The sequence below is a fragment of the Dokdonia sp. Dokd-P16 genome, from assembly GCF_003095655.1.
In the GTDB taxonomy this organism is placed as follows: Bacteria; Bacteroidota; Bacteroidia; order Flavobacteriales; family Flavobacteriaceae; genus Dokdonia.
Genome location: NZ_CP029151.1, coordinates 1,216,340 through 1,239,949, shown reverse-complemented (window position 1 = coordinate 1,239,949; position 23,610 = coordinate 1,216,340). Strand labels below are relative to the sequence as shown.

The 23,610-nt window shown below is 37.4% G+C and carries 23 protein-coding genes; 11 read left to right on the top strand and 12 right to left on the bottom strand.

From position 1 onward, the window contains the following. Positions 1-35 precede the first annotated feature (35 nt). On the top strand, positions 36-839 hold the full coding sequence (locus DCS32_RS05580) for an NAD(P)H-binding protein (RefSeq protein WP_108877369.1): 804 nt from the start codon (positions 36-38) through the stop codon (positions 837-839). A gap of 75 nt (positions 840-914) precedes the next feature. Here DCS32_RS05580 and DCS32_RS05575 read toward each other — a convergent pair whose 3' ends face one another. The 4 genes from DCS32_RS05575 to DCS32_RS05560 all read right to left on the bottom strand — a co-directional run bounded on the left by DCS32_RS05575 (position 915) and on the right by DCS32_RS05560 (position 7,715). Continuing rightward, the gene (locus tag DCS32_RS05575; RefSeq protein WP_108877368.1) at positions 915-2,975 is read right to left on the bottom strand and encodes a M13 family metallopeptidase; all 2,061 of its coding nucleotides are present in this window, start codon (positions 2,973-2,975) and stop codon (positions 915-917) included. A 97-nt stretch (positions 2,976-3,072) separates the two neighbouring features. Next, positions 3,073-6,468, bottom strand: a complete 3,396-nt coding sequence (locus tag DCS32_RS05570) for a T9SS type A sorting domain-containing protein (protein WP_108877367.1) — start codon at positions 6,466-6,468, stop codon at positions 3,073-3,075. Positions 6,469-6,610: 142 nt separating this feature from the next. Next, the gene (locus DCS32_RS05565; protein WP_108877366.1) at positions 6,611-7,114 is read right to left on the bottom strand and encodes a nuclear transport factor 2 family protein; all 504 of its coding nucleotides are present in this window, start codon (positions 7,112-7,114) and stop codon (positions 6,611-6,613) included. A 1-nt stretch (position 7,115) separates the two neighbouring features. Further along, the gene (locus tag DCS32_RS05560) at positions 7,116-7,715 is read right to left on the bottom strand and encodes a hypothetical protein (protein ID WP_108877365.1); all 600 of its coding nucleotides are present in this window, start codon (positions 7,713-7,715) and stop codon (positions 7,116-7,118) included. 113 nt (positions 7,716-7,828) lie between these two features. On the opposite strand from DCS32_RS05560, the gene DCS32_RS05555 reads away from it, so the two are divergent. Genes DCS32_RS05555 through arfB form a run of 3 tightly spaced genes read left to right on the top strand, consistent with a single transcriptional unit; the run spans position 7,829 to position 9,321 of the window. Continuing rightward, on the top strand, positions 7,829-8,779 hold the full coding sequence (locus tag DCS32_RS05555; protein ID WP_108877364.1) for an NAD-dependent epimerase/dehydratase family protein: 951 nt from the start codon (positions 7,829-7,831) through the stop codon (positions 8,777-8,779). A 9-nt stretch (positions 8,780-8,788) separates the two neighbouring features. Further along, entirely contained in the window at positions 8,789-8,923 is a 135-nt protein-coding gene (locus tag DCS32_RS05550; protein WP_204161804.1) for a DUF2256 domain-containing protein, read from the top strand. Further along, positions 8,920-9,321: an alternative ribosome rescue aminoacyl-tRNA hydrolase ArfB gene (gene arfB / locus DCS32_RS05545; protein WP_108877362.1), complete on the top strand. Its 402-nt coding sequence runs from the start codon at positions 8,920-8,922 to the stop codon at positions 9,319-9,321. The genes DCS32_RS05550 and arfB overlap by 4 nt, the downstream gene beginning before the upstream one ends. 98 nt (positions 9,322-9,419) lie before the next feature. On the opposite strand, the gene azu is transcribed toward arfB, so the two are convergent. Both azu and DCS32_RS05535 read right to left on the bottom strand, forming a co-directional pair. Next, positions 9,420-9,926: an azurin gene (gene azu / locus DCS32_RS05540; protein ID WP_108877361.1), complete on the bottom strand. Its 507-nt coding sequence runs from the start codon at positions 9,924-9,926 to the stop codon at positions 9,420-9,422. A 50-nt stretch (positions 9,927-9,976) separates the two neighbouring features. Then, positions 9,977-10,948 (bottom strand): YheT family hydrolase, encoded by a 972-nt coding sequence (locus DCS32_RS05535; RefSeq protein WP_108877360.1) that lies wholly within the window; start codon positions 10,946-10,948, stop codon positions 9,977-9,979. Between the two features lie 172 nt (positions 10,949-11,120). On the opposite strand from DCS32_RS05535, the gene DCS32_RS05530 reads away from it, so the two are divergent. Beyond that, positions 11,121-11,711, top strand: coding sequence for a TetR/AcrR family transcriptional regulator (locus tag DCS32_RS05530; RefSeq protein WP_108877359.1), 591 nt, complete (start codon positions 11,121-11,123; stop codon positions 11,709-11,711). Positions 11,712-11,804: 93 nt separating this feature from the next. Then, positions 11,805-12,278: an acyl-CoA thioesterase gene (locus DCS32_RS05525; RefSeq protein WP_108877358.1), complete on the top strand. Its 474-nt coding sequence runs from the start codon at positions 11,805-11,807 to the stop codon at positions 12,276-12,278. A gap of 68 nt (positions 12,279-12,346) precedes the next feature. On the opposite strand, the gene DCS32_RS05520 is transcribed toward DCS32_RS05525, so the two are convergent. The 4 genes from DCS32_RS05520 to DCS32_RS05505 all read right to left on the bottom strand — a co-directional run bounded on the left by DCS32_RS05520 (position 12,347) and on the right by DCS32_RS05505 (position 15,377). Further along, on the bottom strand, positions 12,347-12,715 hold the full coding sequence (locus DCS32_RS05520; protein WP_013750788.1) for a nuclear transport factor 2 family protein: 369 nt from the start codon (positions 12,713-12,715) through the stop codon (positions 12,347-12,349). Positions 12,716-13,000: 285 nt separating this feature from the next. Next, positions 13,001-14,131, bottom strand: coding sequence for a peptidogalycan biosysnthesis protein (locus DCS32_RS05515; protein ID WP_108877357.1), 1,131 nt, complete (start codon positions 14,129-14,131; stop codon positions 13,001-13,003). Beyond that, the gene (locus DCS32_RS05510; RefSeq protein WP_108877356.1) at positions 14,124-15,017 is read right to left on the bottom strand and encodes a DMT family transporter; all 894 of its coding nucleotides are present in this window, start codon (positions 15,015-15,017) and stop codon (positions 14,124-14,126) included. Before DCS32_RS05510 ends, DCS32_RS05515 begins: the two co-directional genes overlap by 8 nt. Positions 15,018-15,023: 6 nt before the next feature. After that, the gene (locus DCS32_RS05505; RefSeq protein WP_108877355.1) at positions 15,024-15,377 is read right to left on the bottom strand and encodes an arsenate reductase family protein; all 354 of its coding nucleotides are present in this window, start codon (positions 15,375-15,377) and stop codon (positions 15,024-15,026) included. Positions 15,378-15,461: 84 nt separating this feature from the next. Between DCS32_RS05505 and DCS32_RS05500 the strand changes: the two genes are divergently transcribed. Beyond that, complete coding sequence (locus DCS32_RS05500; protein WP_108877354.1) at positions 15,462-15,926, top strand: DinB family protein; 465 nt, start codon at positions 15,462-15,464, stop codon at positions 15,924-15,926. On the opposite strand, the gene DCS32_RS05495 is transcribed toward DCS32_RS05500, so the two are convergent. Then, the gene (locus DCS32_RS05495; protein WP_108877353.1) at positions 15,916-16,638 is read right to left on the bottom strand and encodes a hypothetical protein; all 723 of its coding nucleotides are present in this window, start codon (positions 16,636-16,638) and stop codon (positions 15,916-15,918) included. The two genes, DCS32_RS05500 and DCS32_RS05495, sit on opposite strands and share 11 nt — an antisense overlap. A 190-nt stretch (positions 16,639-16,828) precedes the next feature. On the opposite strand from DCS32_RS05495, the gene DCS32_RS05490 reads away from it, so the two are divergent. Then, on the top strand, positions 16,829-17,971 hold the full coding sequence (locus DCS32_RS05490; protein ID WP_108877352.1) for a cystathionine gamma-synthase: 1,143 nt from the start codon (positions 16,829-16,831) through the stop codon (positions 17,969-17,971). A 67-nt stretch (positions 17,972-18,038) separates the two neighbouring features. On the opposite strand, the gene DCS32_RS05485 is transcribed toward DCS32_RS05490, so the two are convergent. Beyond that, positions 18,039-18,881, bottom strand: coding sequence for a THC0290_0291 family protein (locus tag DCS32_RS05485; RefSeq protein ID WP_108877351.1), 843 nt, complete (start codon positions 18,879-18,881; stop codon positions 18,039-18,041). Positions 18,882-19,091: 210 nt separating this feature from the next. On the opposite strand from DCS32_RS05485, the gene gdhA reads away from it, so the two are divergent. From gdhA to recO, 3 genes are all read left to right on the top strand, one after another. Further along, on the top strand, positions 19,092-20,435 hold the full coding sequence (gene gdhA, locus DCS32_RS05480; RefSeq protein ID WP_108877350.1) for an NADP-specific glutamate dehydrogenase: 1,344 nt from the start codon (positions 19,092-19,094) through the stop codon (positions 20,433-20,435). Between the two features lie 175 nt (positions 20,436-20,610). Next, positions 20,611-22,890: a two-component regulator propeller domain-containing protein gene (locus DCS32_RS05475; RefSeq protein WP_108877349.1), complete on the top strand. Its 2,280-nt coding sequence runs from the start codon at positions 20,611-20,613 to the stop codon at positions 22,888-22,890. Beyond that, complete coding sequence (gene recO / locus DCS32_RS05470; protein ID WP_108877348.1) at positions 22,890-23,609, top strand: DNA repair protein RecO; 720 nt, start codon at positions 22,890-22,892, stop codon at positions 23,607-23,609. The genes DCS32_RS05475 and recO overlap by 1 nt, the downstream gene beginning before the upstream one ends. Position 23,610 lies beyond the last annotated feature (1 nt).

Genomic DNA, 23,610 nt, shown 5'->3' with positions numbered 1-23,610 from the left:
TTTAAACGAACACCCTAGTTATTACTAGAAAATAGATGAATAAAAAAATTACAATTGCAGGTTTAGGATGGCTTGGTAAAGCACTTGCTACGAGACTCCATCTTATGGGGTACACAGTAAAAGGAAGTGTGACAGATGCAGAGAAGGCAAAAGATCTTACAAGAAGCAATATCGCTGCATATCCCGTAATAATAGCAGAAACTGGTGTCTCAGGTTTAGTAGAAACTTTGCTTGCAGATACAGATGTGCTACTCATTATGATCCCGCCAGGTTTGAGAAAGAACACAGGTGCAAATTATGCTCTTAAAATGGCGCATTTTCTACATCTGATTGAACGGTCTGAGGTTAAAAAGGTGATTCTTATAAGTAGTACCTCCGTCTATGATGATGCACAAGGTAAGGTGACAGAGAAAGATGCTCCACAACCTGATACAAATGCAGCTAAGCAGTTGTATGATGTAGAGCAGATATTCTTTAATACCCCTGCTTTTGAGACAACGGTTGTTCGTTTTGGAGGATTGTTTGGTGGCAGTAGAAACCCTGTTAAATTTTTAGCGGGTCGTAAAGGTCTAACTAATGGTGATGCTCCAGTTAATATGATACATCGCGATGACTGCATTGGGATTTTAACAGCGATAATCAAGCAAAATGCCTTTGGTCACATTATAAATGCAGTGTCTCCTAGTCACCCTACAAAAAAAGAATACTATACAAAGCAGGCTATTGAGTTGGGTCTTGAGCCGCCAGAATATAGTCAAGAAGAATCCTTATCCTTTAAGCAGATAGATAGTATTACGGTTGATAGTGTTTTAAATTACGAGTTTACGGTGCACCTTTAATAACGAAAGTAATACGCATAAAAAAACCGCCTCGATTGAGGCGGTTCTTGTTTTCGCGAAAGCGAATATATTATATTACCAAATACGAACTCTCTTCTCAGGAGCTAGGTAATTTGCATCTCCTTCTTTAATATCAAAAGCTTCGTAGAAAGCATCAACATTTAACAAAGGTTGTACCGCACGTACCATTCCTGGAGAGTGTGGGTCTGTCTTTACTTGTGTTCTTAATGCTTCATCACGGCTCTTTGTTCTCCATACTGTTGCCCAAGACATGAAGAAACGTTGCTCAGGAGTAAACCCGTCAATGTTTTCTGGACGTCCATTCTCTGCATAGTATTTCTGTAATCCATCATAAGCTCCAAGTACACCACCTAAGTCACCTATGTTTTCACCTAGCGTGAATTTTCCGTTAACGTAAACGCTATCAAGTACCTCTACAGCGCTGTACTGCTCTGCAAGTGCATTACCACGAGTTGTAAATGCCTCAAGATCTTCGGCAGTCCACCAATTTTTAAGGTTTCCATCTGCGTCAAAACGTGATCCGCTATCATCAAAAGCGTGAGAGATCTCGTGACCAATTACAGCTCCAATTCCTCCATAATTTACAGCCTCATCTGCTGTGTAGTTGTAAAATGGTGGTTGAAGTATTGCTGCTGGAAATACAATTTCATTGTTAAGTGGATTGAAGTAAGCATTAACAGTCTGAGGAGACATTCCCCACTTAGACTTATCTACTGGCTCACCTATTTCATCATAATTTTTAAGTTGGCCCCATTTTCCAACTGCAGTCATATTTTCAAAGTACGTCTTATCTGCAGCTACATCCATTGTCGAGTAATCTTCCCACTTGTCTGGATATGCAATTTTCACTGTAAATTTATCAAGCTTTTCGATAGCCTTTTCTTTAGTCTCTGCACCCATCCAGTCTAATTTTTGGATACGAGCTTTGTAAGCATCAATAACATTTGCAATCATTGTTTCTGCTTTTGCCTTTGCTTCAGGTGGAAACTTAGCATCTACATATAATTGTCCTAGCGCTTCTCCTAGAGAACCATTTACTGTTGCAAGTGCACGCTCATCTGCTGGGCGTTGTTTTTTTGCGCCGCTTAAGTATTTGCTATAAAATTCCCAATTTGCAGTTTCTATATCAGTACTCAATCTTCCTGCAGAACTATTAAATGTATCCCAACGTACGAGCGTTTTGATATCTTCTATTGAAGTTTTTTTAAGGAATGTGTCTAAAGCTTCTGTGTACTTTAATTGTGTGACAAGAAGCGTGTCAAAATCCTTCTTAATACCAAGATCTGCAATCATCTTTTTAAGATCTATAGATGTGAGCATCTCGTCTGCCTGAGCGACAGAACGTGGGTTGTTAAAGTTACGAGCATCACGGCTCTCTACTTTATCTAATCTTGGAGTCGCTAGCGCAGTTTCCATTGCAAGGATTTTATCGGCAGCGGCAGTTGCGTCTGCTTCAGAATCTCCTAGCATTTGAAGCATGCGTGAGATATGTTTTACATATTCTACACGAATTTCTTTAGATTTCCCATCTTCTAGAATATAGTAATCACGATCTGGAAGACCAAGACCATTTGCCCCTAAGTAAACGGTATTCATAGAGCTATCATTAAGATCTGCTCCGGCTCCTATACTTAAGAATGGTGATGATACAGCAGGATTAGTAGCTAAAACTGTCTGTAACTCACTTAAGTTTGTTACACTAGCAATTGCATCTAATGCAGGTTGTAGAGGTGTAAGCCCGGCTTTATTACGCGCTACGGTATCTAGCTTAGTATTATAAATTGCCAGCGCTTTTGCTTGATCTGTACCTGCTGTGTATGTTCCGCTTTTTTCAGCCTCAGCAAGTATTTCTAAAACATCTGCATCTGTAGCTTTACGCAGTACAGAAAATCCTCCCCAGCTAGTGCGGTCATCTGGAATTTCAGTGTTTTTCATCCAAGATCCATTTACATAATTGTAAAAGTCTTGATTAGGAGCAACCGTAGTATCCATATTCTCTAGTACAATACCAGGAATTTTTTCAACTTGAGCTGTCTCTTTTGTTTCTTCTGTCTTACAGCTTACAAGCGTAAGAGCACAAGTAGCCACAATTGCAGCCGATTTATAGAGTTTCATAGAGTAACGTTATTAGGTTATTTTGAATGGGACGAAATTAAATTTTAAATGTTACATAAGCAATCAAAAAAGCCCTCTGTGAAGAGGGCTTTTGTAATTATTTTAAAATTAATTTTTGAGTAATTTGTTGTTTGTCAGTGTTTAGTTTAATGAGATATAAGCCTGATGCAAATGTGCTCATGTCTAGTGGGTAATTACTTGACCCTTGAGGCATATCAAACCTCTTAATAACAGACTTACCTAAAATATCAAATACCTCTATGGATAATGATTGTTCTGCAGGCCACTGTATATTAAAAATAGCAGTAGATGGATTAGGATAGATACTTAGTCCTTCTAGTACGGCATCTTCGATAGAGAGCTGTTCAGCACCTATCTGTAAATCATCGATTACAACGCCTTCTTCCACGGTGTTTTGATCAGAATGAAATACAAAACGAAAGATCATACTAGTTTCTGCTGCAAATGCACTAAGATCGTAGCTATAATTATTAAATGATGCGTTAGTTCCAGTCCATTGTGCTCCAGGGCAATTAAAACAGTTAGTGTCTGGAAGTGTATCACTATTATACCAGTTAGGATCATTTGCTGTACCTAGAATATTCCAAGTAGATCCGTCATCTAGAGTATATTCTACATACATAATATCCCAATCCAATTCTAATTCGAAAGCCATTTTGAAAGATAGTTCTGGTATTTCTAAGGATGATATGTCATAACATTTAGTGGTAAGATATTCTTTAATATTACTGCCATGGTCACCACTAAGATTTGTAGCATAAACATTCTGACCAGATGCAGCTTGATTTAATAAAGTTCCACTAGGAATTCCTCTCTGCCATGTGTGTGCCGAAGTATCGCAAGACGCATTTGCATTGTCTGTAAGAACAAGTAAATTATTCTCTGGTGTTTCAAAATCATTCACTACATAGATTTCGCCTACTTCATTGATAGCTATAGAAGTTCTTTTCTCATTGTTATCTTCTACTTGATCGCCATTAGTAGTTATTTGAGCTATTAATTCATAAGTTCCTACAGGTAGTCCTAATATTGGTAACTCTATAGTAGTCTCTTCTTGAGTAGCAAGATTTCCTGTCCATTGCATGGTGTTTTGAATGCCTCCAGCTTCATAAGTTATAGTTGCTTCCGTTATAGAAGAGGTTCCATTATTTCTGAATGTTATTTCAGTAGGATTTTCTCCACAAGATATTACCTGATTATTTAGAGGTGCTAGCGATGTCGCTGCAACGTCTGAAGATAGCGGCTGTGTATCAATATCTGTTTGCCAGATACCACGTCCATAAGTTCCTGCTGTAAGAACCCCGTTAAATTCGTTTACATCTAAGTCACGTACGGCTGTGTTTGGCAGTCCATTATCGAATGTTTCCCAGTCATTAGTGATGTCATCATATTTCCAAATGCCAAGTGCAGTCCCTAAAAATAATGGATTTTCAGAGTGATTACTTTGATGTTTAATAACCAGTTTTGGTACTTCTGGTAGAGAACCTGTAATATCATTTACCGTAATTGTATTATCTGTTATTGTTGCTTCATATACCTTACCAGATGTTCCTCCCGTAACTATATATAGCGTATTACTATCCCCATTCTTCACTTCTAATGACGAAATATCTTCAGGAAATGATCTCAAAACAGTGAAGTCTGCACCACTATTTGAACTTTTATATAAAGCTCCATTAACAGTTACATACATAATAGAAGCATCGTTAGGATCCGTTTCTAATAGGTCTATGCGTGAGCCAAATGACGATGATTTTTGTACCCAAGAATTAGAGCAAAAATCAAGTTCATAAACTCTAGTGTAACCTGCATATAGCCTCTTATCCTTAGCAAAAGCTAGGGGTGTTATCCAGTTTCCAGTCTCCGGTGATGCAAACGATCCAGAAAGCGAAGCACCTCCGTCATTTGAAAAATAAGGCCCACCTCCAGATTGTATGAAGCCATATACTTTAGATGGATCATTTGGGTCATAGATATTTTCCATACCATCTGCTCCGTAATAATTTTGCCACATACCATTTTTACGTGCGTAACCACCATTATCTTGAAGACCTCCAGATATAATAGAAGCATCTTCTGGTGCTACATCAATTCTATAAAACTGACCAATAGCTAGGCCATCTGTGTGACTAGTAAAGTTTACTCCTCCATCATTAGAGCTGTAAAAACCGCCATCGCTTCCACAGTATAGAGTTCCATTTATAAATCTTAAATTATGAATATCTGCATGCGTGTAAGAAGGAGTATTTGGAGCATTCCAGTTATTTAATTGAGTAAAACTGACACCACCATTTGTAGATTTCCATACATTCAAAACACCAGTATATAATTCATTTTCGTTCGTATCCGATACTGCAAATGCAAAGTCAAACCACGCCTGTGTGCTTCCAAAAATATCTTCACCACCTGCAAAAGTTTGAGTAAATGAATCTCCACTATTTGATGATTTGTAAATGTTACCAGCTCCAAAAGTGTTATCTGATTTAAAAACATACAACACATCCGGATTTGCTGGAGTTACGTCCATAACTAATCTTGCTGCACCTGAGATAGTCCCGGAAGATATATTTGACCAAGTATCTCCACCATCAAGTGTTCTAAATATTCTTGATGCATCTGCTGCATATAAAACATCTGAGCTACCTGGTTTAACCTTTAAGTCGTCAAAGTTTCCGCCGAGTACATTATCCCAATTTGCACCACTATCTACAGTCTTGAAAATACCAGTACTCGTAGCAACCCATAGGGTCTTACTATCTGCTGGGTCAAAATAAATTTCATTCATAGTCGTTGGACTATTATTCTCATTAAGACCTGTAGTGTTCCACGTAGCACCTCCATCCGTAGATTTCATAACGCCTATACTTGTCGAGTCTCCAGCATCATCATCACCAGTGGCGATATATATGATATCAGTATCGGTAGGATCGATAGCAATACCTGAAACTCCAATTTGAGGAAGTTGATCTGTAAGCGGGATCCAAGAGTCTCCAGCATCTTTAGATTTCCAAATTCCACCTGCAGGTGTTCCTACGAAGAGTGTATTTGGATTTGTAGGATCTACTGCAAATGCATTGACACGTCCCTGACCAGCAGACCAAGAGCCGGTATTAGTATGTGTAAGTGGACCTATATTTCTCCAGTCGCTATCATCTGCTTGCGTAGACCTTGATTGACTATTAATTTCTTGCCAAACATCCCAAAGTTGCTTTTGTGACATGACAGTGCCATCTTCATTCAGGTAATTTGCATACAGAGATTCCCATCTTTTAAAAGGCTTATAACCGCTTCCTTTGACTGTTTCATCTTTTCCTTCCCAGTAGGCATCAAAGGAATCAACAATTTCTTGAAAAGTAGGTTCTGTGCTTCGATTAGAATCATTAAACGGCGCCATCCATGGTGCAGTCGATCCTATTTGAGCATTGGTCATAAATGTGACCAAACATAATGTAAATAGTAGTAGTTTTTTCATAGTTTATTTTATTGAATATCAAATATAATACGCATAGTCATTATTGCATAATTATATCGATGTAAAATGCCTAAAAAGCTATGAAAAATCTAATAAATACAATCTCAAGGTGAGATTTTAACAATGAACGTTTGGATTCAGCTTAATTTTTATTAAAGATCTCTTTTATATACCTAGTATCCCATTCCTTCTTAAGAGCAGTAAGGGTAGAGACATTTTCATTAGGTACAGCGATAGAAAGTACATAGTGTTGTACTTTCCATTTCCCATCTATTTTCTTCATAATTCCAGATCCTCTGCATATACCCATTTGCGTACTAAGGTGTTCATCAAACCAAGCGATGGTATTATCACTACTAGATAAATACACATTACGCTCAATAGCTGTAAAGCTCCATGCTTTGCCTTTGTCAAAATAAGGTTTTGAGAATGATTTAAATTCTTCTAGCTGCCAGTTTTCTGTTGCATCTGTTCCAACAAAAACGGCGTCATCCGTCATTAATTCAAAATACGCTTCAAAATCAGCATCTGCAGCTGCTTTGTGCCAAGAATTAAGAGATACTTCTATATCCTTTTTTATAAGAGATGTGTCTTGGCCGTATGCGGTACTAATAGTTAGCGCAAAGAATACAAATAAGATTTTCATGTTAGTTAGGTATTAGCTCGTCTGCCTTTTCACTAGCAGCCTGTTCATTTTCTTGTTTTATCTCCTCTAGCAAGTCTTTAAAGCTAGTATCAAAAAGTTCGTTGAGTTGTAAATTTAGATCTTGGTAGGCATTATAAAGTTCGCCAATTTTTCTAGAGATATCCTCTGCCACTGGAGTGTTGAGTTGGGCACTGTTTTGGAGCACTTTTGCCTTAGTCTCTATAGCAACGAGACGCGCATTTACCGCTTTAGTCTGTACTGCTTCTGGGGTAACTGGAGCTAGGTCTTCTTCTGCTTGCTCTAGATTAATATACAGGGCATCTACATTTATTAATTTAAGGCGTAATTCACCCAGAGTATTAGATGGTAGGCTATCAACAGCGGCAGAGAGGTCATTGTAAAACGACCAGTTTTTAACTCCTTCTTGTGCTTGTGCAGTAAGTCGTATGGTAGCTTTAAGGTTGTTTGGAGTTTCAAGTGTCAAGGTGTCATTGCCCACTAATGTTACATTCTCTTTTGGTTTTGGAGAAGCTTCTTTTTGGCTACAAGAAGTGGTGATAATAAATGAAAGAATAATTAAAAAAGGAAGTAACTGTTTCATAAAATCTTATACTGAGCGCTTAACAAAAGTAGGTTAATTGGGTATATACGCGCAATATTTATGATTAAGTTTGCATACGCTTTCGCGAAAGCGTACTACTAAAAACACACAATATGAAATCTAGAATACTCATCATAGGAGCTTGCGGTCAGATAGGAACGGAGCTTACCATTGCTTTACGTAACAGATTTGGTGCAGATAAAGTTGTAGCCAGTGACATCCGTGAAGGCAACGAAGAGCTGATGAGTGAGGGACACTTTGAGCTGCTGGATGCTACAGACTTTGCTGCGGTAGAAGATGTAATTTTTAGATATAAAATTGATACAGTTTATTTAATGGCAGCCATGCTATCTGCCATTGCAGAGCGTTTTCCTGCCAAAGCTTGGCATCTTAATATGACAACGCTGTTTCATATTTTAAACTTAGCAAAAGACAAGAAGGTTAAAAAGGTATTTTGGCCATCAAGTATTGCTGTTTTTGGAGAAACTACTCCTTCAGAAAATACTCCCCAACTTACGGTTATGGAACCATCAACTGTGTATGGAATTTCAAAACAAACAGGAGAACGCTGGTGTGAGTACTATCATAAAAAGTACGGTGTAGATGTGAGAAGCATACGCTACCCAGGGCTTATAAGTTATACAACAGAACCTGGTGGTGGAACTACAGATTATGCAGTAGATATATACCACAGAGCACTTAAACATGGTAACTATCGTTGTTTCTTGCAGGAGGGAACAGTGTTGCCTATGATGTATATGGAAGATGCAATAAGAGCAACTATAAATATCATGGATGCTCCTAAAAAGGATGTAAAAATACGCTCGTCATATAATCTTGGAGGAGTAAGCTTTGCGCCAGAAGATGTAGCTCAAAGTATTCAAAAAGTAATTCCTGCGTTTGAGATCGAATATGAACCAGATTTTAGACAAGCCATAGCAGATTCTTGGCCAGGTTCTATAGATGACAGTGAAGCAAGAAAGGATTGGGGATGGGAACATAAATTTGACCTAGACGCTATTACTAAGATTATGCTTGATAATCTTAAATTACAATACAGTTAAGCCCAAATTTTGAAAAAACAGCACCTTCCTACAAAAGTATGTCCCGTTTGTGAAAGACCCTTTGCATGGCGCAAGAAGTGGGAGAAAAACTGGGATGAAGTAATTTATTGCAGTGAGCGATGTAGAAGAAATAAAAAACAATGAACAAGGAGCTACTACTTACCGAACTTACATTTAAGGCAACGAGAAGTAGTGGGCCAGGAGGACAGCATGCAAATAAAACAAGTTCAAGAGTAGAGTTATCTTGGGGTATGTATGAATCTGCTGCAGTATCAGGGGTAGAGCTTGAGTTACTCAAAGAAAAGCTTAGTCATAGGCTTACAAGAGAAGGAGTGTTGCTGCTCGCTTCTCAAACCTCACGTAGCCAGCATAAAAATAAAGAGGACGTGATAAAACGCCTGTTTGCATTATTAGAGGTAGCTGTACAAAGGCCTAAGGTTAGAATAAAGAAACGTCCTTCTAAGATGGCAAAACTTAAACGCCTTAATACTAAAAAAGTGCAATCTGAAAAGAAAGCAAACAGACGCAAACCGTCGTATTAATTGACATTCGGTTTACTATAGAAGAATATAGAGTAATGAAAAAAGCCATCATGAGTTACAACTCATGATGGCTTTTATTAATTTACATGTGGTGTGATTTACTCCACAATAAACTTTCCTTTCATTAATCCAGAATGTCCTGGAAAACTACAGATAAAGTCATAAGTTCCAGCTGCTGGAGCAGTAAATGTTACTGAAGTAGTCTGGCCACCACCTATCATTTTTGTGTGTGCTATAATCTGGTCTTCATTTGCAATCCAGTCTTTTGCCTCACCAGCGGTAGCTGCTGCTGCCGAAAATTCTGGTATTGAAGTACCTTGCTTAAGTAATACAAAGTTATGTCCCATAACTTTAATCCCTATTTTTCCAGTATGACGAAAGGTAAGAGTTACCTCTTGTCCAGCTTTTGCACTAAGCTCGCTCTTGTCATATTTCATGAGGTCATTACCTGCAAGTGCTAGATTTACAGTGTTCTCATCTGCTTTTGTAGCAGCTTTTTTTGATCCTATTTTTACAGTCTCTTTAGTTTCTTTTTTCTCCCCTTCTCCACAACTTACCATTATAGTAGCTAGTGCAATCACTGCTAGAAATCCTTTAATTCTCATAATTTATAGTTTTGTTTATTAATATAAAGATAACTAACGCTTACTTTTTACTACATATTTTTTTGAAAAAACTCTAGAGTACGCAGTTCATTATAGTAAAATTCTCCTTTCATATAAAATCCTACGTGACCTCCATGGTCTGGCATTTCTAAGTGTATAATATTAGAATTTTTTGCCTGTGCGATTGGATAGCAATCACCGTGGAGAAAGCTATCATTCTTTGCATTGAGAATAAGGGTAGGTATAGTAATTTTATCAAGGTAGTCAAAGCTACTTGCTCTGGCATAATAATCAAGTGCATCCTCAAAGCCGTGTGCGGGTGCGGTATACAGATCGTCAAAACGTTTTAAGCTATTGATTTTTTTATATTCTTCCTTATTCATCTTATCAGGAAACTGTTGCATTTTCTTGCGATACTTAGCTCTAAGGTGTACTAAAAATGATGTGCGATAAATGATATTTTCCCTTTTTGTAAGTTGCTCAAGGGAAGCCTTAAGATCTGCTGGAACACCTATGCAGGCAGCACAGGTCACTTGTGAGGGTATATCATCTTGCTCTCCTAGATACTTGAGCACTGCATTGCCTCCTAGACTTACTCCATATAGATTAATATGGTTGTATGCTCTAGTAACGAGAGTGTTTACTACAAATCTAATATCGCCGGTATCGCCGCTGTGGTATGATCTATACAATCTATTTTGGCTACCACTGCACCCTCTAAAGTTTATAGCAGCCACATCATAACCATGATTACTCAACAACTTTGCAGTACCTAGTATATAAGGTCGCTGTGCGTCTCCCTCAAGTCCATGTAATAATACCGCGACTTTTTTAATGTTGTCTCCCTGTGGTGTCGCGGCTAGAGTCCAGTCTATATCTATATAATCTCTATCTGGAAGCTCCATACGCTCTCGAGTTTGCGTGATCCCCTTTACACGTCTAATCTTTGCAGAATAAATAGTCGAAAAATGTGGGTCTTTAAAAAGTCCGCTTGCGCGAAAACGTGAGGGTACAATGGGCATTATGTTAGGTGGTGTACTATTAGTAAAAAACTATTAAGAGAATATAAAAATAGGTAGAATTAAGCTTTCGCGAAAGCGTAATAATCAAACCTATAGAAAGTAGTTTTATTTAATGTTTTCTTTTGTGAAACAAACATTCCAATTATCTTTATCAAGATTATAACCTCATAAAATGCCTAGAACCGAAGATTTTGATAGAGAAATTGTACTAGCAAAAGCAAGAGATTTGTTTTGGCAAAAAGGATATAACGGTACAAGCATGAGTAATCTTGTAGAAGTTACGGGACTTAATAGGTCGAGTATATACAATTCGTTTGGCAATAAAAAAGCCATTTATAAAATCTTATTAATACAGTACCAAGAAGAAAATGAAAAGATTTATACAAATGCTTTAGTACGAGCATCTAATCCGCTAGAGGGAATTCGTTTTGTATTTGAAAATTTTATAGAGGAGATTGTAAAAGACAGCCAAGGAAGAGGTTGTTTTAGTATAAACTGCAAAGTGGAGCTTAGTAGGGAGGACGAGTCAATAAGAGATTATCTCGAGAAGATGCAAGAGCACAGAATAGAGTTTTTTAAAGGCTTAGTGCAAGAAGGTCAAGATGCACAACTCATAAACACAAAGCAGTCTGCATCACAGTATGCTTATTTTCTATTCTGCACTTTTCAAGGAATACGTACTACAGGAATGTTTTTGAGAAATCGCGATATTTTACAGCAAATTGTATACAACGCGCTTGGGGTATTGCGTCGGGATTCTTAACCTATTCTTAAGGCAATAAAAGATTTTGAAATTGTAATTTTACAAACTAAACAGCACTAACTATAGCGCATAAGCGCATTAAATAATTATAATATGTACACGAAGGAATTTGATATACGATGGAGTGATATAGATGCAAATCGTCATCTAGCAAACTCTGCCTATGTAAATTTTATGTCTCATACTCGTATGGGCTATATGATTGAGAACGGACTAAGCCAACGAGAAATGGTAACTCATAATATAGGACCAGTAATTTTTCACGAGCAGTTGTTCTTCTTTAAAGAAGCTTTTCAAGGCAAGCCTATTACCGTAACATTTGAACTAGGTGGAGCTAGTGAAGATGGTATGTTCTTCAAGTTTGTACACAATTTTTATGATTACAAAGGTAGAAACCTAGCTCGCGGAAGCATGATGGGAGCTTGGATTGATCTTACTACTCGTAAAACTATCGGACTACCAGAAGCATTAACGCCTATGCTCGAAAATGCACCAAAAACACCAGACTTTAAAATTCTTACTAAGGAAGACATGCGCTCACATGGGCAAATGCCTATAGATAAGTAGTAGTAAGCATAATAAGGAAATCCCGGGTATACAATGTGCAAACGCATGATAAACCCGGGATTTTTTATTTATTGTCCAGGCATATCATAGAAAAACTGCTCTTGTACAATTTTTCCATCTTTTACTTGATATACGGCAAGCTCAGATGTTTGTGAACGCTGCTGACTAGGTTTATGTGTAGTGTCCATATCAAAGCGCACAGAAAACCAATTATCTGCTACTGTAGGCTCGCTTGCTTTACTGCTGTGTACTTCAAAAGTATTTTCCCACCATTCTCCTTTCTTTGCAACTTCTTGCATTCCTTCTGCACGCGCGTTTTCTGCCCAAGCGGGTTCTAAGCTTACAATATTAGGGCTGTATAATTCCTTATAGCAACGCTCATAATTACCTTCATTACACCAGCTCACTAAATTATTTGCAATTTCATTAGTTTTCATAAGTATTTGATTTTAAGTTGTTCGCAATAAATGTAGTGAAGTTTTTTTAGAAATATGTTTGCTAATTATGTGAATGTTAAAATAAGTGTTAAAATTTTTAACACTTATTTACTATATTTAGCAATATCTAGTTTATAAAAATATAGATGTGAGAGGAGTTTACTGAGATTTTGACGAAGGTCAAATGAATAGCAGCTTACTTAAATTTTTCAATATTAGTGTAGATTGATAACCATAATTTAATGAAGATATAATAGTATCTACGCTAAGTAGATGCTATTGAATTTAAATTTTAAATGGGTTATGTTGTTTATATTCCGTCATTTTAATCTGGCGTATAAATGGTTTAAAAAACATATTTGCCACAGTACGACGGTGTTTTATATAACATCTTAAGTGCTCTGGCGTTGCTCCTAGAGTACTTTTAATTTCAGATGCAGTTCTGCCTAAGTTAATGTCTTTCACCCCTAGTAAAAGACCTAATCGAATATAATCGTTTAACATTCTTGGGTAGATGGCATCTGTTTTATTTGTGGTATAATCAAGCCCCACATAATGAGCACTGAGCTGTTCGTTATGTAAAAAAGCGGTTGAGAATCCTACTATTTCATCTTTCTTACTATAGGTGCTAATGATTACATTTTCGGGAAACCGCTCTTTAAGTAATGCGTAGGTTTCAATGTCAATAAAAGCAGTGTTAAACAAGGCTTTCTCTGCAACATCTAGATATAAGGATTTAAGTTTTTCTTTATGAGTTCTTATTTCGTTTGCGGTAAGTGAATTTTGTACAAGAGCGTTACTAGACGAGTCTGCCTTATTAACTTTTATACGGTATTTTGATTTCAAAGAGCTTTTATATTCCTCAAAATCTTTCCGAGTAACATGTACGTGCATGTTAGGTTCGACGGCAAATGATTGAAAGTGCTGTTTTTCTACTACACTTGCAGCGGTGTCTTGTGCGGCATTAAAGTCTTTTAAAAAACAAACACTTGACTTAGTTAATTTTTGCAATTTTTTAAGCTTTCGCGAAAGCATATCATAAATACGTCTTCTATCTATTCCTTGTTTAACCCATATCCCATACTCCCCGCTTAAGAACACGTTCCCGCAAACTAGAATATGCGTTTTTTTATTGCTTAGGTAGCATTGTACAGATTTGGCTAGCTTTTGATAATATGGAAGATTGCTCGGTGCGCCTTCAAGAGAGACACGTACCCGCTGGAGAATAGCAATAGCTATAGGTTGCTCTTTACTCCTGAAAACCAAATATCGATAATCTATCGTGCTATTTGCCTCTTCAAAGGAAGCCAAAAATAGTTTTGAAAAGTAAAAGATTTGATCACAACCTAACTCTCTGAAGGTCGTGTCAGGGATGTCGTTTATAGTAAAATACTCTTGAGTGGTGATTTTAGGCAATTGCTTTTTTTCGTTTAGTACTTAAATATACACCTAAGAAAATAAGTGCAGCAGCAACAATCCTAATAGTAGTAAGCGTATCTGCACCCAAGATAATAGCTACTATGGTTGCAATAAGAGGTTGCAGGTATATAAATGCGCCTATGGTTGATGGTTTAAGCTGTTTTAAAGCAAATACATTAAAGAGATAGGTAAGATAGGTCGTCCCTACTACCACAAAAGCCATAACTCCTATGACATTAGGAGGTAAAGTACTCCATGATACTTCCAGAAATTGAGGAAGCCCGATAGGGGCGTTTGTAAATACCGCAATAAGGAAAAACCATTTCATTAAAGTAATAGACGAATATTTTGCAGTGAGTGGTTTTACAAGAATTAAATAGACAGAGTATGCGGTAGCATTAATCATAAAGAGCATGTTACCTAGCGTAATGTTAGGGGCATTTTCTTGTGTTTTTGCGCCAAAGAGGATCAAAACTAGTGCACCCACTAGACCTATAGCAATACCAGAACCTTTAAGCCAAGTGATCTTTTCCTTTAAGAATATAGCAGAAAGTACAAGCAATATCACGGGAGATAGTGTGATCACCACACTGCTATTTATGGGAGTAGATAATTGCAGCCCTTTAAAAAACATGAGCATGTTTATGGTCATCCCAAAGAGTGCGCAAAGTAGCATACGCCACCAGTCTTTACATTCTATCTTTTCTGAGGGAAAAAACAAACTAGTAATCCAGAATAGAACCGCTGCTCCTAGTACCCTAAGCATAATAAATCCATACGCCTCGATGTAGGTGGGCATCAAATCCTTTGCTAGCGTGTGATTAATACCGTAAATAAAACTAGCGCCAAAGGCTGCAAGAAAGGCGAGATGACGCTTACTCATAGGTTTTTATTTTGCAAATGCTTCAACAGCAGCAGCCACTACTTTTTTACTGTTTCCCACAAATATTGCGTCATTCACTATCATAACAGGTCGTTTTAAAAATGTGTAGTGCTCTAGAATAAGATTTTTATAATCATCTTCAGATAGTGTCTGTTCATTAAGACCGCGTTTACGATATAATTGTGCTCGCTTGCTAAAAAGAGCTTCATAAGACCCTTCCATTTCTTTCATCTCTTCTACTTGAGATAACGTCATAGGCTCAGATTTAATGTCTTGCATAATGACATCATCACTAGGGTTAATTTCAGAAATAATGCGCTGGCAAGTATTACAGGTAGAGAGGTGGTAGATTTTTTTCAAAATAAAGTGGTGTATTTCAATTACAGTATAAAAATACCGCCTATCTCTACCAAAATGGATTATTTTTAGAAAAAATTAAACCTAATGGAATACACCTTTGATATTTGTCTAAAAAACCGTCACCTTCTAGAGCGTTTTATTAAGAGTCACACACTTGAAGAACTCAATAAAATACCAAATGGCTTCAATAATAATATTATCTGGAATATAGGTCATAGCATCGCAACACAACAACTTCTTACTTATGGACTTTCTGGTCTCACGCCAGCTGTATCTATGGAGTTTATTAATAGTTATAAAAAAGGTACAAAGCCAGAAAGAGATGTAACCCAGGAGGAAGTAGGTCTCATACACGAGATGCTTTTTGATACTCTTAAGACACTTCAAAGAGATTATGAGGCGGGTATTTTTAAAGACTTTAAAGAATATACGCTTTCTACCACGGGCGGAACATTGTCAAAAGTAGAGCATGGACTTGATTTTAATAATTTTCACGAAGGATTACACCTAGGCTGTATTATCCAACTATCAAAACTCATTAAAGGTTAAGGTAATCTTTTGAAAGCTCCCATGGGATTGTAATCTGCTTGTCCTCCATATTAAATGAGGATACACCCATATCATTATAAATAAGAACAATACCTTCTTCGGTAAATCCTACTTCTTTTAGGTAGCTGTCGGGAAGGTTTGATGGTGTGACGTCAAATGTTTCTTGCGGATATTCTTTTTCAAATTGCGCTTTCGCGAAAGCGTAAAAATCATCATCGAGCAACTCGTCATCACTATACTCTTTACCAGTTTGTGGATTGATATTGAGATACATTTCATTGTCAAAACCACTCGCACCACCCATAAATTGGTATGAATAGAATACTACAGAAAGTAATGTGTTAGAACCAAATGATATCGCAGAATCTATAGTGATTTCATGAGCGTCCGAAAGTTCTGTCGTTTCCGGATATGATATTTGTGAGTTGTTAATATAGAGTTCAATGGCATCATTGATAGAGCTAGGTAAAATTTCTGTCTCGTTATACAGTGTGTTTATAGTAGAAGTTTGAATCCAATTATTTACAGTGATAGCAGCTTCTTCTGGTGTTTCCATATTGAGAATTGATAGTGCAATTTCTGGACATGGCTGGCTATTACAAATAGCAAAATCTTTTGTAGAATAGCTATCTGTGGTAGCTGTATAGGTTATTGTCTTTTCGCAGCTTATAAAAAATAAGATTACAAATATGGAAGGAAGCAGTTTTTTCATGCAATAAAGGTAGTTGTTATGCTTTCAAATTAAAAGCGACGTATGCAAGGAGATGACAATGCCGCAACTTGAGCATTATATTATGTTTTGATTTCCTTATTGGAATAATAGCTTGTTGCGAGTTGTCGTATTTTTATAGACACATTTACTCAGGTGATGAGAGTTCGTATCACTATAAAATAACTAATAAATGAAATTTAATACTAAGACAATACATGGTAAACAGCATCCAGACAAGGCTTATGGATCTGTAATGCCTCCTATATATCAAACTTCTACTTATGCACAATCTACTCCAGGCGGTCATAAGGGATATGAGTATAGTCGCTCTGCAAACCCAACGCGTCACGCACTTGAGCAGTCGCTTGCGAGTATAGAGAATGGAGAATATGGAATCGCTTTTGCATCTGGACTTGCCGCAATAGATGCAATTGTGAAATTGCTCAAGCCTGGTGATGAGGTGATCTCAACGAGTGACCTGTATGGTGGTACATATAGGTTATTTACTAAGATATTTGAAAGTTTTGGTATTAAGTTTCACTTTGTAGGGATGCAAGATGTAAATAATATAGAGACATATATAAATGAAAAAACAAAGCTCATCTGGGTAGAAACGCCTACGAACCCGATGATGAGTATTATTGATATTGAGGCAGTTTCATCAATATCAAAAAAGTATAAGATCCTGTTTGCGGTAGACAATACTTTTGCAACTCCTTATTTACAACTACCCCTTGATTTAGGTGCAGATATTGTGATGCATAGTGCTACAAAGTATTTAGGGGGTCATAGCGATCTGGTTATGGGTGCTCTTGTTGTAAAAGATAAGGAGCTAGCAGATAGATTATACTTTATACAAAATGCAAGTGGGGCCATAAGTGGACCTCAAGATAGTTTTCTAGCATTGCGCGGTATAAAAACTTTACATGTGCGCATGCAACGACATTGTGAAAATGGCAAGGCTGTTGCTCATTACCTTAAATCACATCCTATGGTTGATAAGGTATACTGGCCTGGGTTTGAAGATCATCCTAATCATCATATTGCCAAAAGACAGATGAAGGATTACGGAGCGATGATATCATTTACTACTAAGCAAGATTCGCTAGCTGGAGCCGTAAGCTTTGTAGAAAAGCTACGCATTTTCACGCTCGCCGAAAGTCTAGGAGGTGTCGAGTCGCTTGCAGGTCATCCAGCATCAATGACGCATGGTTCTATCCCAAAAGAAGAACGAGAAAAACTTGGAATTAAAGATTCTTTAGTGAGGCTAAGCGTAGGTATTGAAGATGAAGAAGATCTCATAGCAGATCTTAAACAGGCACTAGAAAACTAATCTTGTAAAATAGAAAAGCGACTTTGAAATTATCAAAGTCGCTTTTCTATTTAGTCTTTATATTAAGTTAATCTAGGTAATAGATGTATCCTACATTAACCCAGAAAATCCAGTCATTTACCTTATTGTCAGGTCTTGGGTCAGGGTTAAGTCCATCTACCCAGTTAGAAAAGTAGTAGTGCCATCTCAAATCTAAATTAAGATCACTTAGTACACCTAGTTTATATCGAGTCCCTATACTTCCAGCAATGGCCCAGGTTGTTCCAGGTCTTGTGTCAACTCCTGTCCCAAACTCGCCATCACCTACATTAAAACCATCAAAGATAGCTGGTCCCGTGTCAAAAGGATCTTGTGTGTAGGGGTTGAGCACTTGTCCAAAAATATTTCCATCTGCTCTCAAATCAGTAGTTGCACTAGGATTATAAGAAACAAAGTGGGCACCAAGACTCACATAAGGAGCAAATTTAAAAGCTCCTGCTGCAAAATCTCTTATGCTAAGTGGGTAATATTCTAAATGAGAACCTATTTCTAAAACGCTCGCTTTTCCTTTGTGATTACGTAGTCTTAAACCACCAAAATCATTGTCGTCTGTTTCTGGGCCAAAGTTGTTAAGATTTGTAAAGTGATAATCAATTTCATTACGAACTTTAAAGTGATCATTAAAATACGTGTATCGGGAGTAGCAATTACAATCTGCTTGGTATGAGAAATTTAGATAGTGAACGAGACCTACTCCAAATCCAGTATTCCCTATATTTGTTTCTTGATTCCCACGTTCACCATAATCTGCTTGAAATGCAATTGGACCCGCAATCACGCCAAGTTCGTGCGAAAATCCAAATTGAGCATTTAAGCTCTGATGTGCCATCGTAAAAGATAGCAATGCCAACAGTAGGTACTTGGCTTTCATAAGTAGGTAATTTGAGTGTGACAAATATATACAATAATGTCAAACACCGAAATATTCAAGAATATTCCCTATTTTATGTAAGTTTAATCTTACTTATTGATTTGTTCATTACGATATTCTAAAAAATACGCGCATAAAATCAAGGATACCGTATATTTGTAATCAGTAAAAATTGATTTGTAAAATACATTCTCACAATAGATTAAACTTATGTCAGACAGCATTAAAAAATTTGTCGATTATGTTGCTAAGAGCAACCCAAACGAGCCTGAATTTATGCAGGCCGTTCACGAGGTAGCAGAAACTGTAATACCTTTCATAGAAAAGAATCCTCAATACCAAGGGAAGAAACTTCTTGAGCGTATGGTAGAGCCAGAGCGTACGATTATGTTTCGTGTGCCTTGGACGGATGATTCTGGAGAGATACAAGTAAATAGAGGATACCGTGTTGAGTTTAACAGCGCTATTGGTCCATATAAAGGTGGACTTCGTTTCCACCCATCTGTAAATCTTAGTATTCTTAAGTTCTTAGGTTTTGAGCAAGTTTTCAAAAACAGCCTTACAACATTACCTATGGGTGGTGGTAAAGGTGGATCTGATTTTGATCCAAAAGGAAAATCTGATGCAGAAGTAATGCGTTTTTGCCAAAGCTTTATGAGCGAGCTTTCTCGCCACATAGGCCCTAATACAGATGTGCCTGCGGGTGACATTGGAGTAGGTGGTCGCGAGATAGGATACATGTTTGGACAGTACAAGAAACTTCGTAATGAATTTACGGGAGTTCTTACTGGAAAAGGATTATCATACGGTGGTTCATTAATGAGACCAGAAGCAACAGGGTACGGAGACGTATATTTTGCACAAAGTATGCTTAAAACTAAAGGAGAAACTTTTGAAGGTAAAACAGTTGCAGTTTCTGGATCAGGAAATGTTGCTCAATATGCTACCGAAAAAGTAACTCAATTAGGTGGTAAAGTAATCACTATGTCAGACTCTGGAGGATATATCGTAGATAACGATGGTATTGATGCAGAGAAGCTAGCATTTATAATGGAGCTTAAAAATGTAAAACGTGGCCGTATAAGCGAGTACACAGAAAAGTATACTTCTGCAGAGTACCATGAAGGTAAGAGACCTTGGGGAACAAAAGTAGATGTAGCTTTGCCTTGTGCAACTCAAAATGAGCTTGACGGTGATGAAGCAAAAACATTAGTAGACAACGGATGTATCTGTGTTGCCGAAGGAGCAAACATGCCTTGTACACCAGAAGCAATTGAAGTATTCCACAAAGCAAAAATCTTGTTTTCACCTGGAAAAGCTTCAAACGCTGGAGGAGTTGCTACTTCTGGACTTGAAATGTCACAAAACAGTTTACGTTACAACTGGACAGCAGAAGAAGTAGATGAGAAACTACACAACATTATGCTTGATATACATGAAGCATGTGTAACTTATGGTAAAGATGAAGATGGTTACGTAGATTACGTAAAAGGAGCAAACGTTGCAGGATTTGTAAAAATCGCAGATGCAATGCTAGCACAAGGAGTAGTATAATAACTGCTTTATATAGTTTTTAAAAAGGGTGGCTTAGGCTGCCCTTTTTTTTGTTATGCTTTCGCGAAAGCATACCTCCACATAAAATCGTAATAATATATGCAGACGCCTCATTTCGATTCATAGTGCAATAATTGTACATTTGATCGTTTTAAATAAATAAGATTTTCCTGCTGTGAACATACGTTTTCTTCTTATTGTATTCTTTGTTTCATCTATTGCGGTGGCACAAGATTTTTCTGAAGATTGGACAGCACATTTTTCTTATAACCAAATCGTGGGTATCACCTCAGGGAATGAGAAGGTGTATGTAGCATCTGAGAATGCGGTTTTTATTTATAATACACTAGATGGTACTACTACAAACCGAACTACGGTAAATGGTCTTTCTGGTAATTTAATCTCTTCTATATATTATAGTGAGAGTTTTGATACGCTCTTCGTAGGTTATGAAAATGGAGTGATAGATGTTATTGTAGGTAATACTTCTGATGTACTTACGGTTGTAGATATTTTTAATAAACCAGCCATTCCCCCAGATCGCAAGCGTATCAACCACTTTGAAGAATATAATGGGTTTGTTTATATAGCTACTGGCTTTGGGGTGTCACTTTATGATGTAGAGAGACTTGAGTTTGATGACTCCTATTTTATTGGTAATAATGGAGGACTTTTAGATATAGGTAGTACTGCGATTCTAGAGCCATATATTTATGCGGCAACTACAGATGGCGGACTGCGTAGGGCGCTCGTAGCAAACGACAACCTTATTGACTTTAATAACTGGGAGACAACTCGAAATGGCGCTTTTGAGAAGGTTATAGAATTTGACAATAATCTTTACTTACAAGAGGATAATGGTCTTCTAGTCTCATCTAACGGGTTAGATTTTTCTGTTTTTCAAAATTTTCAGACTTCCATTATAGATGTGCAATCTAGTGCAGAGAATATTATAGTCACACTCAACGCTAGTGTTTTTTTATATGATGTAACTGGTACGCAAGTTCAAAATTACGGAGCTATAGAAGATTTTATTCCTAAATATACCACTGCAATTATAGAAGATGATGCTGTGTTTATAGGCACTCTAGGGTCAGGTGTTGCTCTCATTAATAGCACAACCTCTGGAGATATAACCCGTTTATTGCCTAATGGGCCATTAGAAAATGCTCATTTTGACGCAGCAGCAAGTGCAGGTTCTGTGTGGTCTGTTTTTGGTGATTATACGGTATCGTACAATCCATTTCCACTTAAAAGACAAGGAATAAGTCGTTATACTGAAGCAGAGGGATGGAGTTTTATTCCGCTGGAAGATTTCTTTGGGGCGAGCAATTTTGTACACATTGCTATTAATGATCAAGATCCATCACGATTGTATGCTAGCTCTTTTAATGGAGGACTTGTAGAGATTATAGATGAAACTCCAAGTATTCTCTATGATGAAAATAATAGTCCGCTTTTACCAGTTGCCACTACGACAAATGATGTGAGAGTAAACGGAGGAGCATTTGATAATGAAGGTAATTTCTGGGTGACTAATGCACGTTCTGTATTAGGCTTACAAAGAGTTTCTCCTAGCGGACAGTTTACTCCGTTCAATACAGAAGAGATCCTTGCTGGTGAAGATGCAAACCTAGATGCAGTTGCTATTACCCCAGATGGTAATATTTTTGTGGGAACAGATAGAAGAGGTGTTATTGCTTTCAATCCAGGTACAAATGCGTTTGCTCGTCTAGCAGGCGAGGATGGCGCTGGAAACCTTCCCATAGATGATATACGATCACTAGCTGTAGATAGAAACGGAGCGCTCTGGATAGGCACAAGATTGGGTTTGCGAGTACTATTCGGGCCTTCTCAATTGTTTGAAAATCCTCAGGTAAGTGCAAATGCTATCATAATATTACAAGATGGTATTGCTCAAGAGCTACTTAATGATCAGGTAGTAACAGATATTATTGTAGATGGCGCAAATAATAAGTGGCTTGCCACTGCAGATTCAGGTGTGTTTTATGTGAGTCCTAATGGTCAAGAAACGATTTTTCATTTTACTACAGATAACTCACCACTTCCTTCAAATACAGTACAATCTGTAGCAATTGATCCGGAAACCGGTAGTGTGTACTTTGGAACGATAAGAGGAATGGTAGCTTTTGACGGCTCTTCCACAGCACCAGCCGAAGATCTTGAAGAAGTGCTCGTGTACCCAAACCCCGTAAGGCCTGGGTTTAACGGTAATGTGCGTATAGAAGGGCTTACTGCAAATACTAACGTGAAGATTACAGATCTAGTAGGTAATCTTGTTTATGAAGAAAATACCACGGGTGGAAGCATTGAGTGGGATACTACCGCTTTTGGGCGACATAAGGTTGCTTCTGGAGTATACCTCATCATTATTACGGGACCTCCAGAAGAGTTGCAAGAAACTACTATTGAGAAAGTCATGATCATTAGATAATGCTAGTAAAAACTGAAGCCATTGTATTTTCTGCACTCAAATATGGAGAGGCAGATCTCATTGTAAAAGCCTTTACAAAAAGTAGCGGACTCAAATCTTACCTTATTAGAGGAGTTTTAAAATCAAAGAAGGGTAAGCTTCGAGTTGCCATGTTCCAGCCGCTCACGCATTTAGAGATTGAAGCAAATCATAAGGATAAGGGAACTTTAGAAAGTATACGCGAGGCAAAAGTGGTCACGCATTACACGAGTTTACATACGGAAGTGGCAAAAAGTGCCATTGTTTTTTTTATTGCAGATGTACTTAGATCTTCTGTGCAAGAGGAAGAAGAAAATGTACCTCTCTTTGATTTTATAGTGAACGCTAGCTTATGGCTAGATTTAAATAATACGATTGCAAATTTTCATTTATTATTTCTTTTGAAGTTAAGCAGCTACTTAGGTTTTTATCCTGATGACTCAGAGGTTCAGCATGAGTACTTTAACTTGATGGACGGGATGTTTGAAAATGTAGGAGCAAGTATTTACTGTCGTTCTGGGCAAGATATCGAGTTGTTAAAGTTATTCTTGGGCACAAATTTTGATGCACTAGTTTCTATCAAACTAAACCAAAAACAGCGCACCTCTTTTCTCAACATGCTATTACAGTATTATGAGTTACATTTACACGGTTTTAAAAAACCTAGATCACTAGCGGTGCTCAACTCAATTTTCAGTTAAA

Coding starts and splice junctions, on each gene's coding strand:
- DCS32_RS05580 (WP_108877369.1), top strand. CDS start 36: ATGAATAAAAAAATTACAATTGCAGGTTTAGGATGGCTTGGTAAAGCA.
- DCS32_RS05575 (WP_108877368.1), bottom strand. CDS start 2,975: ATGAAACTCTATAAATCGGCTGCAATTGTGGCTACTTGTGCTCTTACG.
- DCS32_RS05570 (WP_108877367.1), bottom strand. CDS start 6,468: ATGAAAAAACTACTACTATTTACATTATGTTTGGTCACATTTATGACC.
- DCS32_RS05565 (WP_108877366.1), bottom strand. CDS start 7,114: ATGAAAATCTTATTTGTATTCTTTGCGCTAACTATTAGTACCGCATAC.
- DCS32_RS05560 (WP_108877365.1), bottom strand. CDS start 7,715: ATGAAACAGTTACTTCCTTTTTTAATTATTCTTTCATTTATTATCACC.
- DCS32_RS05555 (WP_108877364.1), top strand. CDS start 7,829: ATGAAATCTAGAATACTCATCATAGGAGCTTGCGGTCAGATAGGAACG.
- arfB (WP_108877362.1), top strand. CDS start 8,920: ATGAACAAGGAGCTACTACTTACCGAACTTACATTTAAGGCAACGAGA.
- azu (WP_108877361.1), bottom strand. CDS start 9,926: ATGAGAATTAAAGGATTTCTAGCAGTGATTGCACTAGCTACTATAATG.
- DCS32_RS05535 (WP_108877360.1), bottom strand. CDS start 10,948: ATGCCCATTGTACCCTCACGTTTTCGCGCAAGCGGACTTTTTAAAGAC.
- DCS32_RS05530 (WP_108877359.1), top strand. CDS start 11,121: ATGCCTAGAACCGAAGATTTTGATAGAGAAATTGTACTAGCAAAAGCA.
- DCS32_RS05525 (WP_108877358.1), top strand. CDS start 11,805: ATGTACACGAAGGAATTTGATATACGATGGAGTGATATAGATGCAAAT.
- DCS32_RS05520 (WP_013750788.1), bottom strand. CDS start 12,715: ATGAAAACTAATGAAATTGCAAATAATTTAGTGAGCTGGTGTAATGAA.
- DCS32_RS05510 (WP_108877356.1), bottom strand. CDS start 15,017: ATGAGTAAGCGTCATCTCGCCTTTCTTGCAGCCTTTGGCGCTAGTTTT.
- DCS32_RS05500 (WP_108877354.1), top strand. CDS start 15,462: ATGGAATACACCTTTGATATTTGTCTAAAAAACCGTCACCTTCTAGAG.
- DCS32_RS05495 (WP_108877353.1), bottom strand. CDS start 16,638: ATGAAAAAACTGCTTCCTTCCATATTTGTAATCTTATTTTTTATAAGC.
- DCS32_RS05490 (WP_108877352.1), top strand. CDS start 16,829: ATGAAATTTAATACTAAGACAATACATGGTAAACAGCATCCAGACAAG.
- DCS32_RS05485 (WP_108877351.1), bottom strand. CDS start 18,881: ATGAAAGCCAAGTACCTACTGTTGGCATTGCTATCTTTTACGATGGCA.
- gdhA (WP_108877350.1), top strand. CDS start 19,092: ATGTCAGACAGCATTAAAAAATTTGTCGATTATGTTGCTAAGAGCAAC.
- recO (WP_108877348.1), top strand. CDS start 22,890: ATGCTAGTAAAAACTGAAGCCATTGTATTTTCTGCACTCAAATATGGA.